The following is a 20,938-nucleotide window of genomic DNA, read 5'->3' as shown; positions in this document are numbered from 1 at the left end:
GGTAAAACAAAGATGGTACAGGTGAGAGTGCACCAGCCGGTCAACACGGACGGCAGTATCAATCTCGAAGCATGGCTGGATCATGTGGTGAGCGTCGATTCGGCACTGGATCGCGTGGCGCTGAAAGAAGCCTGCGAGTTCACCCAGGAAATCGAAAAGAAGGGCAACCCGGCCAAGCATTCGTGGGCCGATGGTACGTCCAGTTATCAGGCCGGCCTGGAAATCGCTGAAATCCTCGCCGATCTCAAGCTCGACCAGGACTCCTTGGTCGCGGCGGTGATCTATCGCTCGGTACGCGAAGGCAAGGTGACCCTGGCCGAAGTCGGCCAGCGTTTTGGCCCGGTGGTGTCCAAGCTGATCGACGGCGTGCTGCGCATGGCCGCCATCAGCGCCAGCCTCAGCCCGCGCCAGTCGCTGGTGCTGGGCTCGCAGGCGCAGGTCGAGAACCTGCGCAAGATGCTCGTGGCCATGGTCGACGACGTGCGTGTTGCGCTGATCAAGCTGGCCGAGCGTACCTGCGCGATCCGGGCCGTGAAGTCCGCCGATGACGAAAAGCGTCTGCGCGTGGCGCGCGAGGTGTTCGACATCTATGCGCCGCTGGCCCACCGGCTGGGTATCGGCCACATCAAGTGGGAACTGGAAGACCTGTCCTTCCGCTACCTGGAGCCTGACCAGTACAAGCAGATCGCCAAGCTGTTGCATGAGCGCCGGCTGGACCGTGAGCGCTTCATCAGCGATGTGATGAACCAGCTGCAGAACGAGTTGTTGGCCACTGGGGTCAAGGCCGACATCAGCGGCCGGGCGAAACACATCTATTCGATCTGGCGCAAGATGCAGCGCAAAGGCCTGGAATTCAGCCAGATCTACGACGTGCGTGCGGTGCGCGTGCTGGTGCCTGAGGTGCGTGACTGCTATACCGCGCTGGGTATCGTGCACACCCTGTGGCGGCACATCCCCAAGGAATTCGACGACTACATCGCCAACCCCAAGGAAAACGGCTATCGCTCGCTGCACACTGCGGTGATCGGCCCCGAGGGCAAGGTGCTGGAAGTGCAGATCCGTACCCACGGCATGCACGAGGAGGCCGAGCTCGGCGTCTGCGCCCACTGGCGCTACAAGGGCACCGACGTCAAGCCGAGCTCCAACCACTACGAAGAGAAGATCTCCTGGCTGCGCCAGGTGCTCGAATGGCATGAAGAGCTGGGCGACATCGGTGGCCTGGCCGAACAGCTGCGGGTCGATATCGAACCCGACCGGGTCTATGTGTTCACCCCGGATGGCCACGCCATCGACCTGCCCAAGGGTGCCACGCCGCTGGACTTCGCCTACCGCGTGCACACCGAGATCGGCCACAACTGCCGTGGCGCCAAGATCAACGGGCGCATCGTGCCGCTCAACTACAGCCTGCAGACCGGCGAGCAGGTGGAGATCATCACCAGCAAGCACGGCAACCCGAGCCGCGACTGGCTGAACTCCAACCTCGGCTACGTCACCACCTCGCGGGCCCGGGCCAAGATCGTCCACTGGTTCAAGCTACAGGCGCGTGACCAGAACGTCGCTGCCGGCAAGACCTTGCTCGAGCGCGAACTCAGCCGCCTGGGCCTGCCGCAGGTGGACTTCGAACGCCTGGCCGAAAAGACCAACGTCAAGACCGCCGAGGACATGTTCGCCTCGCTCGGTGCCGGTGACCTGCGCCTGGCGCACCTGGTCAATGCCGCCCAGCAGCTGCTCGAGCCCGAGCGCATCGAGCAGATCGAGCTGGTGCCGCGCAAGCCTACCGGCCCGCGTACCGGCAAGCGTGGCGACATCCAGATCCAGGGCGTCGGCAACCTGCTCACGCAGATGGCCGGTTGCTGCCAGCCGCTGCCGGGCGATGCCATCGTCGGCTACATCACCCAGGGCCGCGGCGTCAGCATCCACCGCCAGGACTGCGCTTCGGCGCTGCAGCTGGCCGGGCGCGAGCCGGAGCGGATGATCCAGGTGAGTTGGGGGCCGATCCCGGTGCAGACCTACCCGGTCGACATCGTCATCCGCGCCTACGACCGCCCAGGGTTGCTGCGCGATGTGTCGCAGGTACTGCTCAACGAGAAGATCAACGTGCTGGCGGTCAACACCCGCTCGAACAAGGAAGACAACACCGCGCTGATGTCGCTGACCATCGAGATTCCTGGGCTGGATGCGCTGGGGCGCTTGCTGGGGCGGATTTCGCAGTTGCCGAACATCATCGAGACGCGGCGTAATCGTACCCCTTGAGACCGCGGCGCCTGCATCGCGGATCAATCCGCTCCTACAGGAATGGCGCAATGCCTGTAGGAGCGGATTGATCCGCGATGAAGGCACCCCCGAAGGACCTGCTTAAATGACCTACACCCTCGAAGACCTGCTGCACCTCATGGCCCGCCTGCGCGACCCGCAGTACGGCTGCCCGTGGGACCTGAAGCAGAACTACGCGAGCATCGTGCAGCACACCATCGAAGAGGCCTACGAAGTCGCCGACACTATCGAGCGCGGCGATTTCGAGCACCTGCAGGGCGAGCTCGGCGACCTGTTGTTCCAGGTGGTCTACTACAGCCAGCTGGCCCGGGAAGAAGGGCGTTTCGAGTTCGATGGCGTGGTCGACAGCATCACCCGCAAGCTGATCCGCCGTCATCCCCATGTATTCCCGACGGGCGAGCTGTACGCGCCGCTGGACACCCCCAGCCTGAACGAGGCCCAGGTCAAGTCACGCTGGGAGGAAATCAAGGCCGAGGAGCGCGCCGAGAAAAGCACCCCTGAACAGCTGTCGCTGCTCGATGACGTACCGGCGGCATTGCCGGCGCTATCGCGGGCGGCCAAACTGCAGAAGCGCGCGGCCACCGTCGGTTTCGACTGGCCAGCGGCACTGCCGGTGCTGGACAAGGTGCGCGAGGAGCTCGACGAGGTGTTGCAAGCCATGGCCGACAACGATGCCGAGGCCCTCGAGGATGAAGTCGGCGACCTGCTGTTTGCCGCCGTGAACCTGGCCCGCCACCTCAAGCAAGACCCGGAAAACGCCCTGCGCCGCGCCAATCGCAAGTTCGAGCGGCGTTTCCGCTTCATCGAACAGGCATTGCGTGACAGCGGCCGGCCGATTGAAGATTGTAACCTTGACGAACTGGACGCCCTCTGGGGTGAAGCCAAACGTCAGGAAAAGAACCTGCCCAGCTGCGGCTGAGGTGTTGCATAAGTGAGTGAACATTCATGAGCCTTTCCCTTCGCGACCAATTGCTCAAAGCCGGTCTGGTCAACCAGAAACAGGTCTCGCAGACCAACAAAGCTGAAAAGAAACAGAAGCGCATGGAGCACAAAGGCCAGGTCGAAGTCGACGACAGCCAGCAGCGCATGGCCAAGGAAGCCATGGCCGAGAAGGCCAAGCGTGACCAGGAGCTGAATCGCCAGCAGCAGGAAAAGGCCGAGCAGAAGGCCCGCGTGGCGCAGATCAAGCAATTGATCGAAGCCACCCGCCTGCCCAAGCTGAATACCGAGGACTATTACAACTTCGTCGACGACAAGAAGGTCAAGCGCATTGCCGTCAACGCCCTGATGCGTACTCGTCTGAGCAACGGCGCGCTGGCCGTTGTGTCGCATGCCGGTGGCTACGAAGTGATCCCGCGCGAGGCGGCGGTGAAGATCCAGGAGCGCGACCCGAGCCGCATCCTGCTGCTCAATACCCATGTCGAGGAAGCGGACGAGGACGATCCGTACGCGGCCTACAAGATCCCAGACGATCTGATGTGGTAAACAGGAAAACCCCGCCTTGGCGGGGTTTTTTATTGGAAGACTGTATCAAGGTTCGGGTTACTGCGTGGTGCGCTGGTTTTCCAGCGCTTCGAGCTCTGCCCGGTACTGGTGAGCCTCATGTTCCTGGTGGAACATTCCTACCAGTTGGCCTTGTTGGTGCACATCCCAGATCCGCACGCCAGCGGCCAGGCCTTCGTGGGACATTTTCGATTCGTCGCGTTCGGTTACTTGGACTGTCATCGGTAAACTCCACTGCTTTGAGTTGGCTGCGACACTGTGTCGCACAACCCCTTTATAGAGTTAGTTAGCAGGCTAAGTAAATAAAACGGGCATGAAACAAGTTTCATGAAAGCCAGGCAAAAAGAAGCCCCGCACAGGGCGGGGCTCCGGATACTGCGGGCTGCAGCGGATCAGTTACCCTTCACCGCCTTGCCGTCAACCGTGCCATCCTGCAGCACGATCACGTACTCCTTGCCATCGGTCTCGACCTGGCGCAACTGCACCAGCAGGTAGTCCCAGTCTTTGGCGAACCACAGCTCGGTGACACGCTTGTTCTGGCTCGGGGCACGCACGCGCTCGACCTTCACCGCCTCGACCTGGCCGGTCTTGGTGGTGATCTTCTCGGTGCCGAGCACGCGGAAGTCGTAGTTGTCGATCTCATCGCCATCGACCACCTGGTAGGTCATGCTCTTCTTGCCGGCGGCCACATCGTGCTGCAAGGCCAGCTGGTAGGACGACTTGTCCAGCACGCCGCGGTTGAGCGGCAGGTTGATGGCGTCCTTGCGGTCGGTGCCAGTGATCTTCTTGGCGTTCCAGTCGAAAGTCAGGTCGACGGTCTTGGCCTTGCCCAGGCCGCCGCGCTCGAAGTGGTACTTCTGCGGCAGCAGGGTGTCGTTGTCCAGGCGCAGGGTGCTTTGCTCGGTCAGGCTGGCGATCATCATGGAGGCCTTGAAATCAAGGTTCCAGCTGCCGTCCTTGTTCTTGACCAGGCTGCGCTCGGCGGTGCCGCTCATGGGCAGTTGCTTCCAGTCTGCGGTGTAGCTTGCCGAGAACGGCTTCAGGTCAGCTGCCTGGAGGGGCAGGGCGAGCACGGTGAGAGCCAATAGCAGGGCGCGACGCATAAGTTCTCCTAGGGTCGGATCAAGTGACCACTGGCCGGCAGCGGCAGGTCATCCAGTAACGCACCCTGTTCACCCAGGCGCAAGCGCCCTTGGGCAAACCAGTGCACCGCCAGCGGGTAGATCTGGTGTTCCTGATGGTGGACCCTTTGGGCCAGGCTTTCCACCGTGTCATCAGGCAGCACCGGTACCACAGCCTGTACGACCAGAGGCCCGCCATCGAGTTCCTCGGTGACGAAGTGTACGCTGCAGCCATGCTCGGCATCGCCTGCCTCCAGTGCCCGACGGTGGGTATGCAGGCCCTTGTAGCGGGGCAGCAGCGACGGGTGGATGTTGAGCAGGCGGCCCTGGTAGTGGCGCACGAAGTCGCCACTGAGGATGCGCATGAAACCGGCCAGCACCACCAGGTCCGGGGCGAAGCCGTCGATGCGCGCCATCAGCGCGGCATCGAAGGCTTCGCGGCCGTCGAACTGGGTGTGGTCGAGCACCACGGTGTCGATACCGACCGCCTGGGCCCGTTGCAGGCCATAGGCATCGGCGCGGTTGGAGACCACCGCAGCGATGCGCACCTGGCTGTCCTGCGCGCGGCAACTGTCGATCAAGGCTTGCAGGTTGCTGCCGGAACCCGACAGCAGTACCACTACATTGCAGGGCTTGCTCGGCATCAGTGTGCCTTGAGGTTCTGCAGTTCGACCTGGGCGGCGCCTTCGGCGGCTTCGGCGATGTGGCCGATGACCCAAGGCTGCTCACCGGCGGCGCGCAGTTCGTTCAGGGCCGCTTCGACCTGATCCTGGGCCACGCAGATGACCATGCCGACGCCGCAGTTCAGCACACGGTGCATCTCGTGCTCGTCGACGTTTCCTTTTTCCTGCAGGAAGTCGAACACCGCCGGGCGCTGCCAGCTGGCCACGTCAACCACGGCCTGGGCATTCTTCGGCAGTACGCGCGGGATGTTGTCCAGCAGGCCGCCGCCGGTGATGTGGGCCATGGCCTTGACTGCGCCCGTGTTCTTGATCAGCTGCAGCAGTGGCTTGACGTAGATGCGGGTCGGCGCCATCAGCAGGTCGGTCAACGGCTTGCCGTCGAGCTGGGTGTTCTCGATATCGGTGCCGGACACTTCGAGGATCTTGCGGATCAGCGAGTAGCCGTTGGAGTGCGGGCCGGAGGACGGCAGGGCGATCAGCGCGTCACCAGTGGCAACCTTGGAGCCGTCGATGATCTCGGCCTTTTCCACGACGCCGACGCAGAAGCCGGCCAGGTCGTAGTCTTCACCTTCGTACATGCCCGGCATTTCGGCGGTTTCGCCGCCGACCAGGGAGCAGCCGGCCAGCTCACAGCCGGCGCCGATGCCGGTGACCACGGTGGCGGCCACGTCGACATTCAGCTTGCCGGTGGCGTAGTAGTCGAGGAAGAACAGCGGCTCGGCGCCGCAGACCACCAGGTCGTTGACGCACATGGCGACCAGGTCCTGGCCGATGCTGTCGTGCTTGTTCAGGTTCAGTGCCAGGCGCAGCTTGGTGCCGACGCCGTCGGTGCCGGAGACCAGCACCGGCTGCTTGTAGCCGGCCGGGATCTCGCAGAGGGCGCCGAAGCCGCCCAGGCCACCCATGACTTCAGGGCGTGCGGTGCGTTTTGCCACGCCCTTGATGCGTTCGACCAGTGCTTCGCCGGCGTCGATGTCTACACCGGCGTCCTTGTAGCTCAGGGAGGGTTGCTTGCTCATTGATCCAGGCCTTTAAGAGGGAGGGATTCGTAAAAACGACCATGACGGCCAAGGCCGGCTGGGAAGCGGCGGCTGCCTGAAACGTCAGTGGTCTGTGAAGGCGCGCGATTTTATCAGGGTTGCCGTGCAGCGGCCATCCTCAGGCCGACGGGCAGGGCGGTAAATTGCTGAAAAAGGTGTGTGGGTGGTTGATAGGCCTCCTTCTGTATAAGCTGCAAGCCACATGCTTCATGCGTAATCGGACAGGAATCCCCATGCGACTATTCAATTATCTGGCAGCAGGGTGCCTTGCACTGGCCTGCCTCACTGCGCAGGCCGAAACCGTCTCCGGGCTCTATCAAGTGCGCGAGCCGGTCGAAGGGCAGGGTGCCGAAGCTCGTTCCGCAGCCACTGCCAAGGCCTTCGATACCTTGGTACTGCGCCTGACTGGCGACCCCAAGGCTGTGCAGAACCCGGCGCTGGCCGAGTTGCGCAAGGACCCGCAACAGATCATCAACCAGGTCGGCACCGAGGCCGGGCCGCCGGAATCGGTGCTGGTCGAGTTCGATCCCGGCAGCACCGAGCGTGCCTTGCGCAAGGCCGGCCTGGCGCTGTGGGGCAGTAACCGGCCCTCCATCCTCGGCTGGTGGCTCAATGACAGTGCTGAAGGCAGCAACCTGGTCGGTGACGGCCAGGCCAGTGCCCAGCCGCTGCGTCGAGCCGCCCAGCACCGTGGCTTGCCGCTGCGCTTGCCGCTGGCCGACCTGCAAGAGCAACTGGTGGCCAACGCCAAGCAGCTCGAAGGCAATGATCCGGCACCCCTGCGCGAAGCTGCGGAGCGCTATGGCGCCGACGCCATGCTGGCGGTGCATGCCCATGAAGGCGAGGGCAAATGGCAAGGTACATGGCAACTGTGGCTGGGTGACAAGCGCGATCAGGGCAACGCCGAAGGTGCTGACCAGGCGGCCCTGGCGGACGCCGTCATGCTGGCGGTCAGCAGCCGTCTGGCGCCGCGTTATGTGATCAAGGCCGGTGCCAGCAGCCAGTTGCAGTTGCAGGTGCAAGGCATGAACCTGCAACGCTATGCCGAGCTGAGCCGCGTGCTGGAGCCCTATGGCCCACGCCTGCAACTGGCCGAAGGTGGCACCTTGACCTATGCGGTCAGCGGCAACCGCGAGCAACTGCGTGCCCAGCTGGGCCTGGCCAAGTTGCAGGAGGTGCCGGTCGAACCGGTGGCCGCGACCCCGGTCACGCCCGCGCCCGGCGCTGGTGTTGCGCCAGGCCAGCCGGCCACCCCTGCACCTGCCGCAGCCAAGCCGTTCGACGGCCTGCGATTCCGTTGGTAAGGGGCGCTATCGATGACTGACATGCGTCGCTGGGTCGGCTGGGGTGCTGCACTGCTGATCGCCGTGCTTCTCTATAGCCTGCACAACATCCTTACGCCGTTCCTGGTAGGCATCTTGCTGGCCTACCTGGCCGACCCGCTGGTCGACCGTCTGGAGCGCCTCGGCCTGTCGCGTACCTGGGGCGTGGTGGTGGTGTTCGGCCTGTTCACCCTGGTGCTGCTGGCCTTGCTGCTGGTGCTGGTACCGCTGCTGGCCAAGCAGTTGCTGCGCCTGTACGAGCTGGCGCCGCAAATGCTCGACTGGCTCGAACATGTGGCGCTGCCCTGGGTGCAAGGCCGTCTGGGCCTGGCCGATGGCTTCTGGAAATTCGACAAGATCAAGGCCGCCATCGGCGAGCACATGGGCCAGACGACCGACATCGTCGGCATGCTGTTGTCCCATGCCACCGCCTCGAGCCTGGCGCTGATCGCCTGGCTGGCCAACATGGTGCTGATCCCGGTGGTGGGCTTCTATCTGCTGCGTGACTGGGACCTGATGATGGCCAAGCTGCGTGGCCTGCTGCCGCGTCAGCGCGAACCGCAGGTGGTGGGCCTGGCAGGTGAATGCCATGAAGTACTGGGGGCATTCGTTCGCGGCCAGTTGATGGTGATGCTCGCGCTGGGCGTCATCTATTCCGCCGGCCTGATGCTGGTCGGGCTCGAACTGGGCCTGCTGATCGGCATGCTCGCCGGGCTGGCCGCCATCGTGCCGTACATGGGCTTCATCATTGGTATCGGCGCGGCCTTGGTGGCCGGGTTGTTCCAGTTTGGTGGTGACCTGTACCCGATGCTTGGCATCGTTGCCGTGTTCATGGTCGGGCAGGCACTGGAGGGCATGGTGCTGACCCCGCTGCTGGTCGGTGACCGTATCGGCCTGCATCCGGTGGCGGTGATCTTCGCCATCCTGGCCGGAGGCGAGCTGTTCGGCTTTACCGGCGTGCTGCTGGCATTGCCGGTGGCGGCGGTGATCATGGTCCTGCTGCGACATGTGCATGACCTGTACAAGGAATCGGACATGTATGCCGGGGATGTCGACCCGGATTTGTGACCCAAGGGCCGGGTTGCGCCCTTCAATGTGGTGCAACTCGTTGATTTTGCTTGTGCTATCCGCCTGCATGATTGTGCGCCCTGCAATGCGGGTATAGACTTTGCACATTGTTCACCAAAGGCCCCCTGCGGTCCTGACGACCGCCCGCGAGCATGAAACCACCGATCCAGTTGCCCCTGGGTGTGCGCCTGCGCGATGACGCCACCTTCATCAACTACTATCCGGGCGCCAATGCCGCGGCGCTGGGCTATGTCGAGCGGCTATGCGAAGCCGACGCCGGCTGGACCGAGAGCCTCATCTACCTGTGGGGCAAGCAGGGCGTTGGGCGTAGTCACCTGCTGCAGGCCGCCACCCATCGTTTTCAGCAGCGCGGCGAACCCGCTGTGTACTTGCCACTGGCGCAATTGCTCGATCGCGGCGTGGAACTGCTCGATTACCTGGCCCAATACGAACTGGTGTGCATCGACGACCTGCACGTGATCGCTGGCAAGGCGGACTGGGAAGAGGCGATGTTCCATCTGTTCAACCGCTTGCGCGACAGCGGTCGGCGCCTGTTGCTGGCGGCCTCCGCTTCACCTCGCGAACTACCGGTCAAGCTGCCCGATCTCAAGTCGCGCCTGACCCTGGCCCTGGTCTTCCAGATGCGCGGCCTGTCCGACGAAGACAAGCTGCGAGCCCTGCAACTGCGTGCTTCGCGCCGCGGCCTGCACCTGACCGACGAAGTCGGGCATTTCATCCTTACCCGTGGCACACGCAGCATGAGTGCGCTGTTCGACCTGCTCGAGCGGCTCGACCAGGCTTCCTTGCAGGCTCAGCGCAAGCTGACCATCCCCTTCCTGAAGGAAACCCTCGGCTGGTAGGGCCCGTAAACACTGGGCTCTGAGGTGCAAAATGAAAAAGTCACATCTTTTTCGATAAAATTTGCAAATGGCCATGATAGAGGGCATAGTTTCACCCTTCTAAAGGATTACAGACACGGTCGTGCCCATGCTGAAGCGCTTCGCACCCCTCGTGCCACTCGCACTCGTGACCCTGCTTTTTGGCTGCGCGGCCCACGGCCCGGATTCCCAGCCTCAGGATTACACCCCGATTGCCTCGCAATCGGTCAACAAGGCCAAGGCTTCGCCTTCGTCCGTTTTCGGCGAAGAAGAACAGGCCACTGAAGATGAACTGGAGGCCTTCTCCAGCAGCAAGCCCTATCAGCTCCCGGTGCTGGCTGACAGCATTCTCGAGCGCGGCATGTCGCTGATCGGCACCCGCTACCGCTTCGGTGGTACCTCGGAAGCCTCCGGTTTCGACTGCAGCGGTTTCATCGGCTACCTGTTCCGCGAAGAGGCCGGCATGAACCTGCCGCGCTCGACCCGCGAAATGATCAACGTCGATGCGCCCAAGGTGGCTCGCAACAAGCTCAAGCCGGGCGACCTGCTGTTCTTCAGCACCAATGGCCGTGGCCGTGTCAGCCATGCCGGCATCTACCTGGGTGACAATCAGTTCATCCACTCCAGCAGCCGCCGCAGCGGTGGTGTGCGCATCGACAGCCTCGGTGATCGCTACTGGAGCAAGACCTTCATCGAAGCCAAGCGTGCCTTGGCCATGGCGCCGACCACCAATATCGCGCGCAACTGATATCAAAATGATATATCCTGCCGCGGCGGCGTAGCTGAAAAGCTCGCCGCCGTGCGCATTTACAGAAAGCGTCTAATCTAAATTCTCAACTCTTTTCGGCTGCGGCCGTTCGGTCTCAGACAGGAAGTTCTGGCCATGGCGATGATGGCGCGCTTCGCATTACTTTCTCTGGTGGCATTGCTTGCTGCCTGCTCCAGCCGTGCCCCGGCACCGGCCCCTGTGGTACAACCACGGATCACCTATAGCCAACCCGAAGGTTCGCCCCTCGCTGACGACGTGCTGATCCGTGCGATCGGCCTGGTCGGCACACCGTATCGCTGGGGTGGCAATACACCGGATTCCGGGTTCGATTGCAGTGGCCTGATCGGTTATGTGTACCGCGATGCCGCAGGCATCAGCTTGCCGCGCTCGACGCGCGAGATGATCGTGATGCGCGCGCCGACCGTGAACATCGACTCGCTGCAGTCGGGTGACCTGGTGTTCTTCGCCACCGGTGGCGGTTCACAGGTCAGCCATGCCGGCATCTACGTAGGGGAAGGGCGCTTCGTGCATGCGCCGCGCACGGGCGGTACGGTACGCCTGGATTACCTGTCCAACAGCTATTGGTCCAAAGCCTACCTGCAGGCCAAGCGGGTCATCCCCCAAGGGCATCTGGCGCAGAATCCTTGATTTCTCGCCCGCCGCGGCGACGACACACATCTACCACTCCACGTTGCGTTCGGGGCGCCAGCATGTGCCTCCGATTGCAACGGTCTGGAGTGGACCATGAATACCGTCAATGGCCGAATGATCCGTAGCCTGAACGCACTGGATGCCGCGCGTCCGCTGGTGGGGCTGATAGATCAGATTCTCGCGAACTTCCCAGACCTGCATGATCTGGCCAGCCAACAGGCTGCACGGATCCTGCGCAGGCACACCGGCAAGCAGATGGACCCGCGGTTTGTCTGGTGGCACCAGTTCAACAGCTCAAGCTCCAGTGCGCGCAGCTTTACTGGCTGGCAGCACAGCGGGCCGCCACAGAAGTCGATGGTGATGACCGAACTGGTGATCGAGCGGTTCGATCTGTATTACCAGGACGCCGCCGATGAACTCGACCAGCGAGGCGGCTTTTACCTGCAGGGCCCTCATGCCGCGACCTACGATGAGCGTCATGAAGTGCGGATGCTCGGCAGCGAGGTGCAGAAGGATCTCTGGGCGCTGGACTTCGCAGTGCTCTACCGTGAGGCGGTCGAGCGTTTCTGGTCAGCCAATGGCGAGCACTTTTGTGTGCTGGCCAAGGTCAACCTGCTTGGGCAGGTGACGGCTGCCTTGCTCCAGGGGCGGATCACGGCCGAGGACGCGCGGCATCTGCGCACCCTGGTGTCAGCTGAGCTGGCCGACATCGCCACGCCTTCCCTTGCCATGCTGCAGCGGCAAAGCGGTGATCATGCCTTGGCCTTGAACCGATACACATTCGGTGAGGGAGACAGGGGCTGCCTGTTCTCGATGCAGGCACCCGGTGGCCGGTTCATCGCCTATCTGCCATGGTCAGACGAAGCGTTGAGAGGGTTCGACTCTGAGCTGGCGATGGCCGCTTGGCTGCGCGCGCAGTTGCAGGTCGCAGGTACCTTGGACAATTTCGCGATGGTGGCGCACAGCAACCCTCGTGACAGTTCGGCCAACCAGTTGATCAGGGTGCACCTGCAAGGTATCGCCGACAGCCGTTCGGATGAGGCCGGGCTGGTCGCGCTGTCTCTGTTCAAGCGTGCGCTCGGCAGCGACCTGTTTGCCTGGCTGGCTGACCAGGCTGTGGCGGAGCTGCGGCGTAATGGCAGGCTTCTGCAGGACAACGCCAGGCTGCGCAGGGCAATGTACAGTGGCTATCTGTCGGCTTTTTTCAACCTCTTCGGCAGTTTTGCCCCCTTCGGTTGGCCAATGACGCTGATCTTGCTCGGGGCCACGCTCGCCAAGGTCGGGCTGGATGTGGACACTGCATTGCATGCCACCGATGAACAGGAGCGCAAGAGCGCCTTGCGCTCGGCGATGCTGGAAAGTGTGTATGCGACCTTCAACATGGTGGACATCGGCTTCAGCTCGATGTTCGCTTCACTGGCTTTTGAAGCCCCGCCTCATGAGGTGGGCGTCAACCTTGAGGAGTGGCAGCCGGTGGAGTCTGCCAGCCTGGAGGCGGAAGATCGGGCAAGCAATATCGTGCCGGGTGGCGAGGTGGCAGATAGCGGCCGTTTGCGTGGCATACAGGTCAGTCAGGATGGCAGCTGCTGGATCACCCTCAATCGCCTGACCTATCGTGTGCGCTACAGTCACGACCTGGCGACCTGGCTGGTTGTACCGGCGGACAACCCTTTTGCGTTTGCATCACTGCAGCCCGTGCGGCTGAATGCATCAGGTGAATGGGAGTTGTTGGTACCGCCGCGACTGTTGGGTGGCGCACCGCCGGAGGAGGCAGGCATAGCCGTTGTACGCTCGGCGTTCTGGGATACCTACACGGTCAATAACAGCGTCCGCAGTGCAAAGCTGTCCGTCAATGCGTTGAAAAGGCAGAAGGCCCTGTTGGCGCAATGGCCGGTCGCCGAGCTGCCCCGCGGGCAGGCACCGGACCTCGATGCGCGCGGGCTGGATTGCGTGAGGGTCAGCGGGCGGCCTTACTATTCGTATCGTTACGGACGCGAGTACTTCAATAGCATGATCGAGTACTACACCAGTGACGAATCGCAGGTGAATGACGTGTTCCGTTCGGGTGTTTACAAATATGGTGATGAAGACGCATACATTCACGATTTTGCCGACAGCCTGGCATTGCTGCCCAAGAGCAACGAGGTGAGCCTCTACAGAGGAGGGAGCGGTAATCGTGGTACCAGCGGTGCTAACTACCGGGCAGGTGAGCTTGGCGTGGGCGATGTGCTGGTCAATACAGATCTGACCTCGTTTACTGAAAACCCTTACAAGGTTGCCGAGTTTGCCTCGCTGCCCGATGCACAGGTGTCTGGCGCGGTATTCGGGCGCTTCGACGACAGTTCGGTGGTGTTCGAGCTGCCTGCCGGGCAATACCACCATGCGACACCGATCAGTGCATTTTCCCTGTACTGGGATGAGGCCGAGAGCCTGTTCCTGCCTGGTCACTACTTCCTTGTAGAAGGGCTGGAGGAGGTAAAGGGCGAGCATTACCGCTTCATCAAGGTAACGCTCAGGCAAATCACCAAGCCAGCGTCGGGCCCTGTCTACGACTTGCGCACAGGGCTGCTGTTCGACGATGCGGGCTACCGTAGCCGCTTCAAAAGCGCTGCCCTGGTCGAGCGATTCTTCCCGACATGATGGCCGCTGGGTTCAGGCCTGCTTGAGCAGCAGTGCCACGCCCGGGTAGTACTGCCCCGTCTCGTTGTGCAGCTTGCGGTAGGCGTACGGAAAGTACCAGGCGATGGCGCAGGCCGTGTGCTTTTGCAGGTCGTCCAACAGATCCTGCAACTCCTCGGGGCTGGCATGTTGGCCAACCTTGCACGGGGTGATGAACAGAGCGCCCGCTTTCAGTTGGCTGGCATAGGCCTTGTGACGGGCGAGGGCAGTCGTTTCTTGCAGCGCCGATGCCATGTCCAGCCGCGCGACTTTCGGCCAGCGCTGGCTGACGCTCAGGTACAGCGTTTCATCGGCGCTGCAGATCGACAGGTCGCAGCGCCCCTCCTGTTCGCCTTCATCACGCTGTTTCTTGCTGGTGAACTGCTGCAGCGCCGCCAGTTCGGCTTGCCAGGCCGCCGCCGCAAGCATGCCGATGTTGGCTTGGGTGCCATGCCAGTAGGGGGCCTCGGCATCGCCATGGAACTGGTTGAAGCGGTCGATGCAGTCGACCCAGCGTTCCAGTACGGGGCGGAGGAATTCCAGGTTCGGGTTGTTGATGATCTGGCCTTGCATGCTGCGCACTCCTGTTATCGTTGTGATCGCGTCCAGCGCAAAGTAATGGCTATGTGATATCACTCTGATCAGTGTGGCACAACCTGGCAGATCGGCCATTGACCCCGGCCAGTTGCGCCGAAGTAAAAGGCCCCCTTCGATTGACGCTCTCGGTGCAACCCTCTAACCTTCGCGGCGTGTTTCAGGTGCCCTGCCAGCCCCGACTGGGCAGGGTGAAACTGGGAAGCCGGTGGTCGCCAGCATGGCGCGATTCCGGCGCTGCCCCCGCAACGGTAGGTGAGAAGCAGCTGCGCAGGGCCACTGGGTAAAGCACCCGGGAAGGCGCGCAGGCCTGGGCCGAATGGCCCGCTCACGAGCCCGGAGACCGGCCTGATACTGCCAACGGCATCACGGAGGGTGATGTGCGGTGCACCGTGGCTCCGGCCATGGCTCCTGCGCGTTCTCCGTCTGCCCGCCTATTACCTGTCGCCGCTGTTTACGTGGCTTCAGCCTGCGGAGAACCCTTCATGAGCGAATCCACCGACCGCGACGAACGCCACCTGGCGCGCATGCAGCGCAAGAAGGCGATCATCGACGAGCGCATTGCCAACTCCCCTAACGAATGCGGCCTGCTGCTGGTGCTTACCGGCAACGGCAAGGGCAAGAGCAGCTCGGCCTTCGGCATGCTTGCCCGCGCCTTGGGCCATGGCATGCAGTGCGGCGTGGTGCAGTTCATCAAGGGCCGCAACAGCACCGGCGAAGAGCTGTTCTTCCGCCGCTTCCCCGAGCAGGTGCGCTATCACGTGATGGGCGAGGGCTTCACCTGGGAGACCCAGGACCGCCAGCGCGACATCGCCGCCGCCGAAGCGGCCTGGGCGGTATCGCGCCAGCTGCTGCAAGACCCGAGCGTGCAGTTCGTGGTGCTCGACGAGTTGAACATCGCCCTCAAGCATGGCTACCTCGACCTCGACCAGGTGCTGAGTGACATTCAGGCCAGGCCACCCATGCAGCACGTGATCGTCACCGGTCGCGCAGCCAAGCCGGAAATGATCGAGCTGGCCGATACCGTCACCGAGATGGGCATGCTCAAGCATGCGTTCCAGGCCGGTATCCGCGCGCAGAAGGGCGTCGAACTGTGAGTGAAACGCGCAGCTGCCCGGCGGTGCTGATCGCAGCACCTGCCTCTGGTCAGGGCAAGACCACCGTGACTGCAGCCCTGGCCCGCCTGCACCGCAACCTGGGGCGTAACGTCCGGGTGTTCAAGTGCGGCCCGGATTTCCTCGACCCGATGATCCTGGAGCGGGCCAGTGGCGCGCCGGTGTACCAGCTCGATCTGTGGATGATCGGTGCCGAAGAAAGCCGTCGACTGCTGTGGCAAGCCGCAGAAGAAGCCGACCTGATTCTGATCGAAGGGGTGATGGGCCTGTTCGACGGTACCCCGTCGAGCGCCGATCTGGCCCGCCATTTCGGCGTGCCCGTGCTGGCGGTGATCGACGGCACGGCGATGGCCCAGACCTTCGGCGCCCTGGCCCTGGGCCTGGCGCGTTATCAGGCCGACCTGCCGTTCGCCGGCGTGCTGGCCAACCGAGTCGGTAGCCTGCGCCATGCGCAATTGCTCGAAGGCAGCCTGACCGAGGGCCTGCGTTGGTATGGCGGCCTTTCCCGCGAGCGCGGTATCGAGCTGCCCAGCCGCCACCTGGGGCTGGTTCAGGCCAGCGAACTGAACGACCTGGATGCCCGCCTGGATGCTGCGGCCGAAGCCCTCGGCGCCAGCTGCGACGCCGCCTTGCCACCGCCAGTAGCGTTTGCCGCGCCTGAGCCGCAACCGTGCGTTGCGTCGCTGAGCGGTGTGCGCATTGGAGTGGCGCGAGACGAAGCCTTCGCCTTTACCTACGGCGCCAATCTGGATCTGTTGCGCGACCTGGGCGCACAGTTGGCGTTCTTTTCGCCGCTGCACGACCGTGAGCTACCGGCAGTGGACAGCCTGTATCTGCCGGGTGGTTATCCAGAACTGCATCACCACGCATTGGCAGCCAATACGCCGATGTGCGAAGCGATCCGTGCCCATCATGCCCAGGGCAAGCCATTGCTGGCCGAGTGCGGCGGCATGCTGTACCTGCTCGACGCGCTGACGGATGTTGCAGGCGAGCGTGCCGAACTGCTCGGCCTGTTGCCCGGCGAGGCGGCCATGCAGAAGCGCCTGGCAGCCCTGGCCCTGCAGGCCGTAGAACTGCCGGAAGGCACCCTGCGCGGGCACACCTATCACCACTCGCTGACGACCACCGAACTGGAGCCGATCGCCCGGGGCTTGAGCCCCAACGGCGGGCGTGGCAACGAAGCGGTGTATCGGCTGGGCCGGCTGACCGCCTCCTACGTGCACTTCTACTTCCCGTCCAACCCTGATGCGGCGGCGGCGCTGTTGCGGCCATGAGCGATCACGCCTACAGCGCCGCCGAGCGCGCCGCGATCTACCGAGCGATCGGTGAGCGTCGCGACATGCGCCATTTTGCCGGTGGCTCGGTGGCGCCCGAGCTGCTCGGCCGCCTGCTGGCTGCCGCGCACCAGGCGCCCAGTGTCGGCCTGATGCAACCCTGGCGCTTCATTCGCATCACTCAACGGGAGCTGCGCGGGCGCATTCAGGGCCTGGTCGAAGAGGAGCGGGTGCGTACCGCCGAAGCCCTGGGCGAGCGCTCCGATGACTTCATGAAACTCAAGGTCGAAGGCATCAGCGACTGCGCCGAAGTGCTGGTGGCGGCGTTGATGGACAACCGCGAGCCGCACATCTTCGGCCGCCGCACCTTGCCGGAAATGGACCTGGCCTCCTTGGCCTGCGCCATCCAGAACCTGTGGCTGGCCGCCCGTGCCGAGGGCCTGGGGTTGGGCTGGGTTTCTCTGTTCGACCCGCAAGCCCTGGCCGCGCTGCTGGGCATGCCCGCTGGCGCCAAGCCGGTGGCGGTGTTGTGCCTGGGGCCGGTCAGCGAGTTCTACGCACAGCCGATGCTGGTACAGGAAAACTGGGCGCAAGAACGCCCCTTGAGTGAAATGCTGTTCGAGAACCAATGGGGAGAGCGCCCATGAGCGTGGCCTTGCTGACTGTGGCCGGAGTGGCCCTCGACGCGCTGCTGGGCGAGCCGCAGCGCCGACACCCGCTGGTGGGCTTCGGCAACCTGGCGTCGAGCCTGGAGCGCCGCTTGAATGCCGGTGGGCGCGGCTGGCGCAGCCATGGCGTGAGCGCCTGGTTCCTGGCTGTGGTACCGCTGACGCTGGTGGCGCTGATCCTGTCCTGGCTGCCCTATGTCGGCTGGCTGGTGGATGTGCTGGCGCTGTATTGCGCCCTCGGCTTGCGCAGCCTCGGCGAGCATGTGCTGCCGGTGGCCAACGCCTTGCGTCAAGGTGACCTGCAAGAGGCTCGGCGCCGTGTCGGTTATCTGGTCAGCCGGGAAACCCGCGAACTGGATGAGCCTGCCGTGGCTCGCGCAGCCACTGAATCGGTGCTGGAAAACGGCAGCGATGCGGTGTTCGCCGCGCTGTTCTGGTTCGCCGTGGCCGGTGCGCCGGGCGTGGTGCTGTACCGCCTGAGCAATACCCTGGATGCGATGTGGGGTTACCGTAACGAACGCTTCGAGCGCTTCGGCTGGTGCGCCGCACGCATCGACGACGTGCTGAACTATATTCCCGCCAGGCTCGTGGCGCTGACCTACGCGCTGCTGGGCAAGACGCGTCTGGCACTGACCTGCTGGCGCAAACAGGCGCCGCTGTGGGACAGCCCCAACGCTGGGCCGGTAATGGCCTCTGGTGCCGGTGCGCTGGGTGTCGAACTGGGCGGCCCGGCGGTGTACCACGGCGAACTGCACGAGCGCCCGCGCCTGGGTGAGGGGCCAATGGCCGATGCCGATGCCATCGAGCGCGGCTGGAGCCTGGTGCAGCGTGGCGTCTGGTTATGGGTACTGCTGATCTGCGTGGGAGCCTATCTGAATGCTTGAACACGGTGGCCGCCTGCTGCGGGCGGCGCGGCAATACGCAATTGCCCGCGAAGACTGGCTGGATCTGTCCAGCGGCATTGCCCCTTGGCCTTACCCGATCCCCCCGATTCCGCTGGATGCTTGGGCACGCCTGCCGGAAGCCGATGACGGCCTCGAAGACGCCGCGCGACACTATTACGGTGTGCGGCAACTGTTGCCGGTGGCAGGTTCCCAGGCGGCCATCCAGGCCCTGCCCCTGTTGCGCCCGCTGGGGCGCGTGGGTGTGCTGGCGCCGTGCTACGCCGAGCACCCGCATGCCTGGCAGCGGGCGGGGCATCAGTTGATCGAGCTGGATGAACGTCAGGTCGAGGCGCAGCTCGATCAGCTCGACGTGCTGGTGCTGGTCAATCCGAACAACCCGACCGGGCGGCTGGTGCCACGTGAACGGCTGCTGGCCTGGCATGCGCAGCTCGCGAAGCGCGGCGGCTGGCTGCTGGTGGACGAAGCGTTCATGGACAACTCGCCGGAACACAGCGTGGCTGATTGCGCCGAGCGCCCGGGCCTGATCGTGCTGCGTTCGTTCGGCAAGTTCTTCGGCCTGGCCGGTGTGCGACTGGGCTGTGTAGTGGCCGAATCCTCATTGTTGCAGGGCCTTGCCGAGTTGCTCGGGCCGTGGACCATCAGTGGTCCGACCCGGGTGCTGGCGCAAGCCTGCTTTGCCGACCACGCGGCGCATCAGGCCCAGATCGAACGCTGCGCCCAGGCCAGCCAACGCCTGGCTACGCTGTTGCAACGCTGCGGCCTGGCGCCCAGCGGCGGCTGCGACCTGTTCCAGTACCTGCGCAGCGAGCGTGCAGCCCACTTGCATGACTTTCTCGCCCGCCGCGGCATCCTCGTGCGCCTGTTCGAGCAGCCGGCTGCCGTGCGCCTTGGCCTGCCGGCAACTGCCGCAGACGAGCAACGGCTGGCCCAGGCCTTGGCTGATTATCAGAAGGAAACGGCATGACCACCCTCATGGTGCAAGGCACCACCTCCGATGCTGGCAAGAGCACGCTGGTTACCGCCCTGTGCCGCTGGCTGATGCGCCAGGGCGTCGGGGTGGTGCCGTTCAAGCCGCAGAACATGGCGCTCAACAGCGCGGTGACCGCCGACGGTGGCGAAATCGGCCGTGCCCAGGCGGTGCAGGCCCAGGCTTGCCGGCTGGCACCTCACACCGACATGAACCCGGTTCTGCTCAAGCCCAACAGCGACACGGGCGCCCAGGTGATCATCCATGGTCGCGCTGTCGCCAGCATGAACGCGGTGGCCTATCACGACTACAAGGTCATCGCCATGCAAGCTGTGCTGGCCTCGCACCAGCGCCTCAGCGCGGCCTATCCGGTGGTGATGGTCGAGGGCGCAGGTTCGCCAGCGGAGATCAACCTGCGCGCCGGTGACATCGCCAACATGGGCTTTGCCGAGGCGGTCGACTGCCCGGTGATCCTGGTGGCCGACATCAACCGTGGTGGGGTGTTCGCCCACCTGGTCGGCACCCTCGAACTGCTGTCGCCGAGCGAGCAGGCGCGGGTCAAGGGCTTCGTCATCAACCGCTTCCGCGGTGACATCGCGTTGCTGCAACCGGGCCTGGACTGGCTGGAGCAACGTACCGGCAAACCGGTGCTGGGCGTGCTGCCCTATGTCACCGACCTGCACCTGGAAGCCGAAGATGGCATCGACATCCGCCAGGGCGCCAAGCAGGATCGTGTGCTCAAGGTGATCGTCCCGGTGTTGCCACGCATCAGCAACCACACCGATTTCGACCCGCTGCGCCTGCACCCGCAGGTCGACCTGCAGTTCATCGGCCCGGGCCAGCCGATTCCGGCCGCCGACCTGATCATCCTGCCCGGCTCGAAGAGCGTGCGCGGCGACCTGGCGCAACTGCGCGAGCGAGGTTGGGACAAGGCCATCGAGCGGCACCTGCGCTATGGCGGCAAGCTGATCGGGATCTGTGGAGGCCTGCAGATGCTCGGCCGCCAAGTCCACGACCCACTTGGTCTCGAGGGCGCCGCCGGCTCCAGCCCCGGGCTTGGCCTGTTCGATTACGAGACGGTGCTCGAAGCCGACAAGCAACTGCGCAATGTCGCCGGGACCCTGAACCTTGAAGCCGCAGCGGTCGCCGGCTATGAAATTCACGCGGGCGTCACCGCAGGGCCTGCCTTGGAGCAGCCCGCGGTGCAGCTCGCCGATGGCCGTTGTGACGGCGCTGTCAGTGCCGATCGCCAGATCCTCGCCACCTACCTGCATGGCCTGTTCGAGGGCAGCCAGTCGTGTGCCGCGCTGCTGCGCTGGGCGGGGCTGGAGAATGCGCAGACCATCGATTACGAAGCCCTGCGTGAGCGTGACATCGAGCGCCTGGCCGATCTGGTGGAAAAACACCTGGACACCGCGCACCTTCGAACGCTCTGTGGAGTCGCCTGA

General features: G+C 63.8%; 20 protein-coding genes and 1 riboswitch. Of the genes, 15 read left to right on the top strand and 5 right to left on the bottom strand.

Translation table 11 applies throughout. The features are described from left to right. Positions 1–12: 12 nt before the first annotated feature. From relA to ACIPZ8_RS17585, 3 genes are all read left to right on the top strand, one after another. Positions 13–2,253: a GTP diphosphokinase gene (gene relA / locus ACIPZ8_RS17595; protein ID WP_079226867.1), complete on the top strand. Its 2,241-nt coding sequence runs from the start codon at positions 13–15 to the stop codon at positions 2,251–2,253. A 106-nt stretch (positions 2,254–2,359) separates the two neighbouring features. Next, on the top strand, positions 2,360–3,193 hold the full coding sequence (gene mazG / locus ACIPZ8_RS17590) for a nucleoside triphosphate pyrophosphohydrolase (protein WP_400725630.1): 834 nt from the start codon (positions 2,360–2,362) through the stop codon (positions 3,191–3,193). Between the two features lie 26 nt (positions 3,194–3,219). Beyond that, positions 3,220–3,759, top strand: coding sequence for a DUF2058 domain-containing protein (locus tag ACIPZ8_RS17585; protein ID WP_400725627.1), 540 nt, complete (start codon positions 3,220–3,222; stop codon positions 3,757–3,759). Positions 3,760–3,816: 57 nt separating this feature from the next. Here the strand turns inward: ACIPZ8_RS17585 and ACIPZ8_RS17580 are convergent, their stop codons facing one another. From ACIPZ8_RS17580 to purM, 4 genes are all read right to left on the bottom strand, one after another. Further along, positions 3,817–3,999: a hypothetical protein gene (locus ACIPZ8_RS17580; protein ID WP_054885555.1), complete on the bottom strand. Its 183-nt coding sequence runs from the start codon at positions 3,997–3,999 to the stop codon at positions 3,817–3,819. Positions 4,000–4,169: 170 nt separating this feature from the next. Then, complete coding sequence (locus ACIPZ8_RS17575; RefSeq protein ID WP_400725624.1) at positions 4,170–4,880, bottom strand: DUF3108 domain-containing protein; 711 nt, start codon at positions 4,878–4,880, stop codon at positions 4,170–4,172. An 8-nt stretch (positions 4,881–4,888) separates the two neighbouring features. After that, complete coding sequence (purN, locus tag ACIPZ8_RS17570; protein ID WP_400725622.1) at positions 4,889–5,542, bottom strand: phosphoribosylglycinamide formyltransferase; 654 nt, start codon at positions 5,540–5,542, stop codon at positions 4,889–4,891. Then, positions 5,542–6,600, bottom strand: coding sequence for a phosphoribosylformylglycinamidine cyclo-ligase (gene purM / locus ACIPZ8_RS17565; RefSeq protein WP_027918086.1), 1,059 nt, complete (start codon positions 6,598–6,600; stop codon positions 5,542–5,544). The genes purN and purM overlap by 1 nt, the downstream gene beginning before the upstream one ends. Positions 6,601–6,854: 254 nt before the next feature. Between purM and ACIPZ8_RS17560 the strand changes: the two genes are divergently transcribed. The 6 genes from ACIPZ8_RS17560 to ACIPZ8_RS17535 all read left to right on the top strand — a co-directional run bounded on the left by ACIPZ8_RS17560 (position 6,855) and on the right by ACIPZ8_RS17535 (position 13,949). Continuing rightward, complete coding sequence (locus ACIPZ8_RS17560; protein ID WP_400725619.1) at positions 6,855–7,925, top strand: DUF2066 domain-containing protein; 1,071 nt, start codon at positions 6,855–6,857, stop codon at positions 7,923–7,925. Positions 7,926–7,937: 12 nt separating this feature from the next. Next, positions 7,938–9,011, top strand: a complete 1,074-nt coding sequence (locus ACIPZ8_RS17555; protein ID WP_400725616.1) for an AI-2E family transporter — start codon at positions 7,938–7,940, stop codon at positions 9,009–9,011. Positions 9,012–9,163: 152 nt separating this feature from the next. After that, on the top strand, positions 9,164–9,871 hold the full coding sequence (gene hda / locus ACIPZ8_RS17550; RefSeq protein ID WP_400725613.1) for a DnaA regulatory inactivator Hda: 708 nt from the start codon (positions 9,164–9,166) through the stop codon (positions 9,869–9,871). A gap of 127 nt (positions 9,872–9,998) precedes the next feature. After that, the gene (locus ACIPZ8_RS17545; RefSeq protein ID WP_400725610.1) at positions 9,999–10,637 is read left to right on the top strand and encodes a C40 family peptidase; all 639 of its coding nucleotides are present in this window, start codon (positions 9,999–10,001) and stop codon (positions 10,635–10,637) included. A gap of 135 nt (positions 10,638–10,772) precedes the next feature. After that, positions 10,773–11,306, top strand: a complete 534-nt coding sequence (locus ACIPZ8_RS17540) for a C40 family peptidase (RefSeq protein WP_400725608.1) — start codon at positions 10,773–10,775, stop codon at positions 11,304–11,306. A gap of 96 nt (positions 11,307–11,402) precedes the next feature. Further along, positions 11,403–13,949, top strand: coding sequence for a dermonecrotic toxin domain-containing protein (locus ACIPZ8_RS17535; RefSeq protein ID WP_400725605.1), 2,547 nt, complete (start codon positions 11,403–11,405; stop codon positions 13,947–13,949). A gap of 12 nt (positions 13,950–13,961) precedes the next feature. Here the strand turns inward: ACIPZ8_RS17535 and ACIPZ8_RS17530 are convergent, their stop codons facing one another. Continuing rightward, positions 13,962–14,540 (bottom strand): hypothetical protein, encoded by a 579-nt coding sequence (locus tag ACIPZ8_RS17530; RefSeq protein ID WP_400725602.1) that lies wholly within the window; start codon positions 14,538–14,540, stop codon positions 13,962–13,964. Between the two features lie 166 nt (positions 14,541–14,706). Beyond that, a riboswitch (cobalamin riboswitch) is annotated at positions 14,707–14,928 on the top strand. Positions 14,929–15,046: 118 nt separating this feature from the next. On the opposite strand from ACIPZ8_RS17530, the gene cobO reads away from it, so the two are divergent. Genes cobO through ACIPZ8_RS17500 form a run of 6 tightly spaced genes read left to right on the top strand, consistent with a single transcriptional unit; the run spans position 15,047 to position 20,938 of the window. Further along, the gene (gene cobO, locus ACIPZ8_RS17525) at positions 15,047–15,658 is read left to right on the top strand and encodes a cob(I)yrinic acid a,c-diamide adenosyltransferase (RefSeq protein ID WP_201205366.1); all 612 of its coding nucleotides are present in this window, start codon (positions 15,047–15,049) and stop codon (positions 15,656–15,658) included. After that, positions 15,655–16,950, top strand: a complete 1,296-nt coding sequence (locus ACIPZ8_RS17520) for a cobyrinate a,c-diamide synthase (RefSeq protein WP_400725600.1) — start codon at positions 15,655–15,657, stop codon at positions 16,948–16,950. Before cobO ends, ACIPZ8_RS17520 begins: the two co-directional genes overlap by 4 nt. Beyond that, positions 16,947–17,597 carry a 5,6-dimethylbenzimidazole synthase gene (bluB, locus tag ACIPZ8_RS17515; protein ID WP_294336736.1) on the top strand — a complete coding sequence of 217 codons (651 nt, stop codon included), beginning with the start codon at positions 16,947–16,949 and terminating at the stop codon, positions 17,595–17,597. Before ACIPZ8_RS17520 ends, bluB begins: the two co-directional genes overlap by 4 nt. After that, the gene (cbiB, locus tag ACIPZ8_RS17510) at positions 17,594–18,502 is read left to right on the top strand and encodes an adenosylcobinamide-phosphate synthase CbiB (protein WP_400725596.1); all 909 of its coding nucleotides are present in this window, start codon (positions 17,594–17,596) and stop codon (positions 18,500–18,502) included. Before bluB ends, cbiB begins: the two co-directional genes overlap by 4 nt. Further along, positions 18,495–19,487: a threonine-phosphate decarboxylase CobD gene (gene cobD, locus ACIPZ8_RS17505; RefSeq protein WP_400725593.1), complete on the top strand. Its 993-nt coding sequence runs from the start codon at positions 18,495–18,497 to the stop codon at positions 19,485–19,487. Before cbiB ends, cobD begins: the two co-directional genes overlap by 8 nt. Further along, the gene (locus tag ACIPZ8_RS17500; RefSeq protein ID WP_400725590.1) at positions 19,484–20,938 is read left to right on the top strand and encodes a cobyric acid synthase; all 1,455 of its coding nucleotides are present in this window, start codon (positions 19,484–19,486) and stop codon (positions 20,936–20,938) included. Before cobD ends, ACIPZ8_RS17500 begins: the two co-directional genes overlap by 4 nt.

This window comes from Pseudomonas sp. NPDC089422 (genome assembly GCF_044749405.1).
GTDB lineage: Bacteria > Pseudomonadota > Gammaproteobacteria > Pseudomonadales > Pseudomonadaceae > Aquipseudomonas.
The sequence above is the reverse complement of the archived record's forward strand: the minus strand, read 5'-3'. Positions and strand labels throughout refer to the sequence as shown.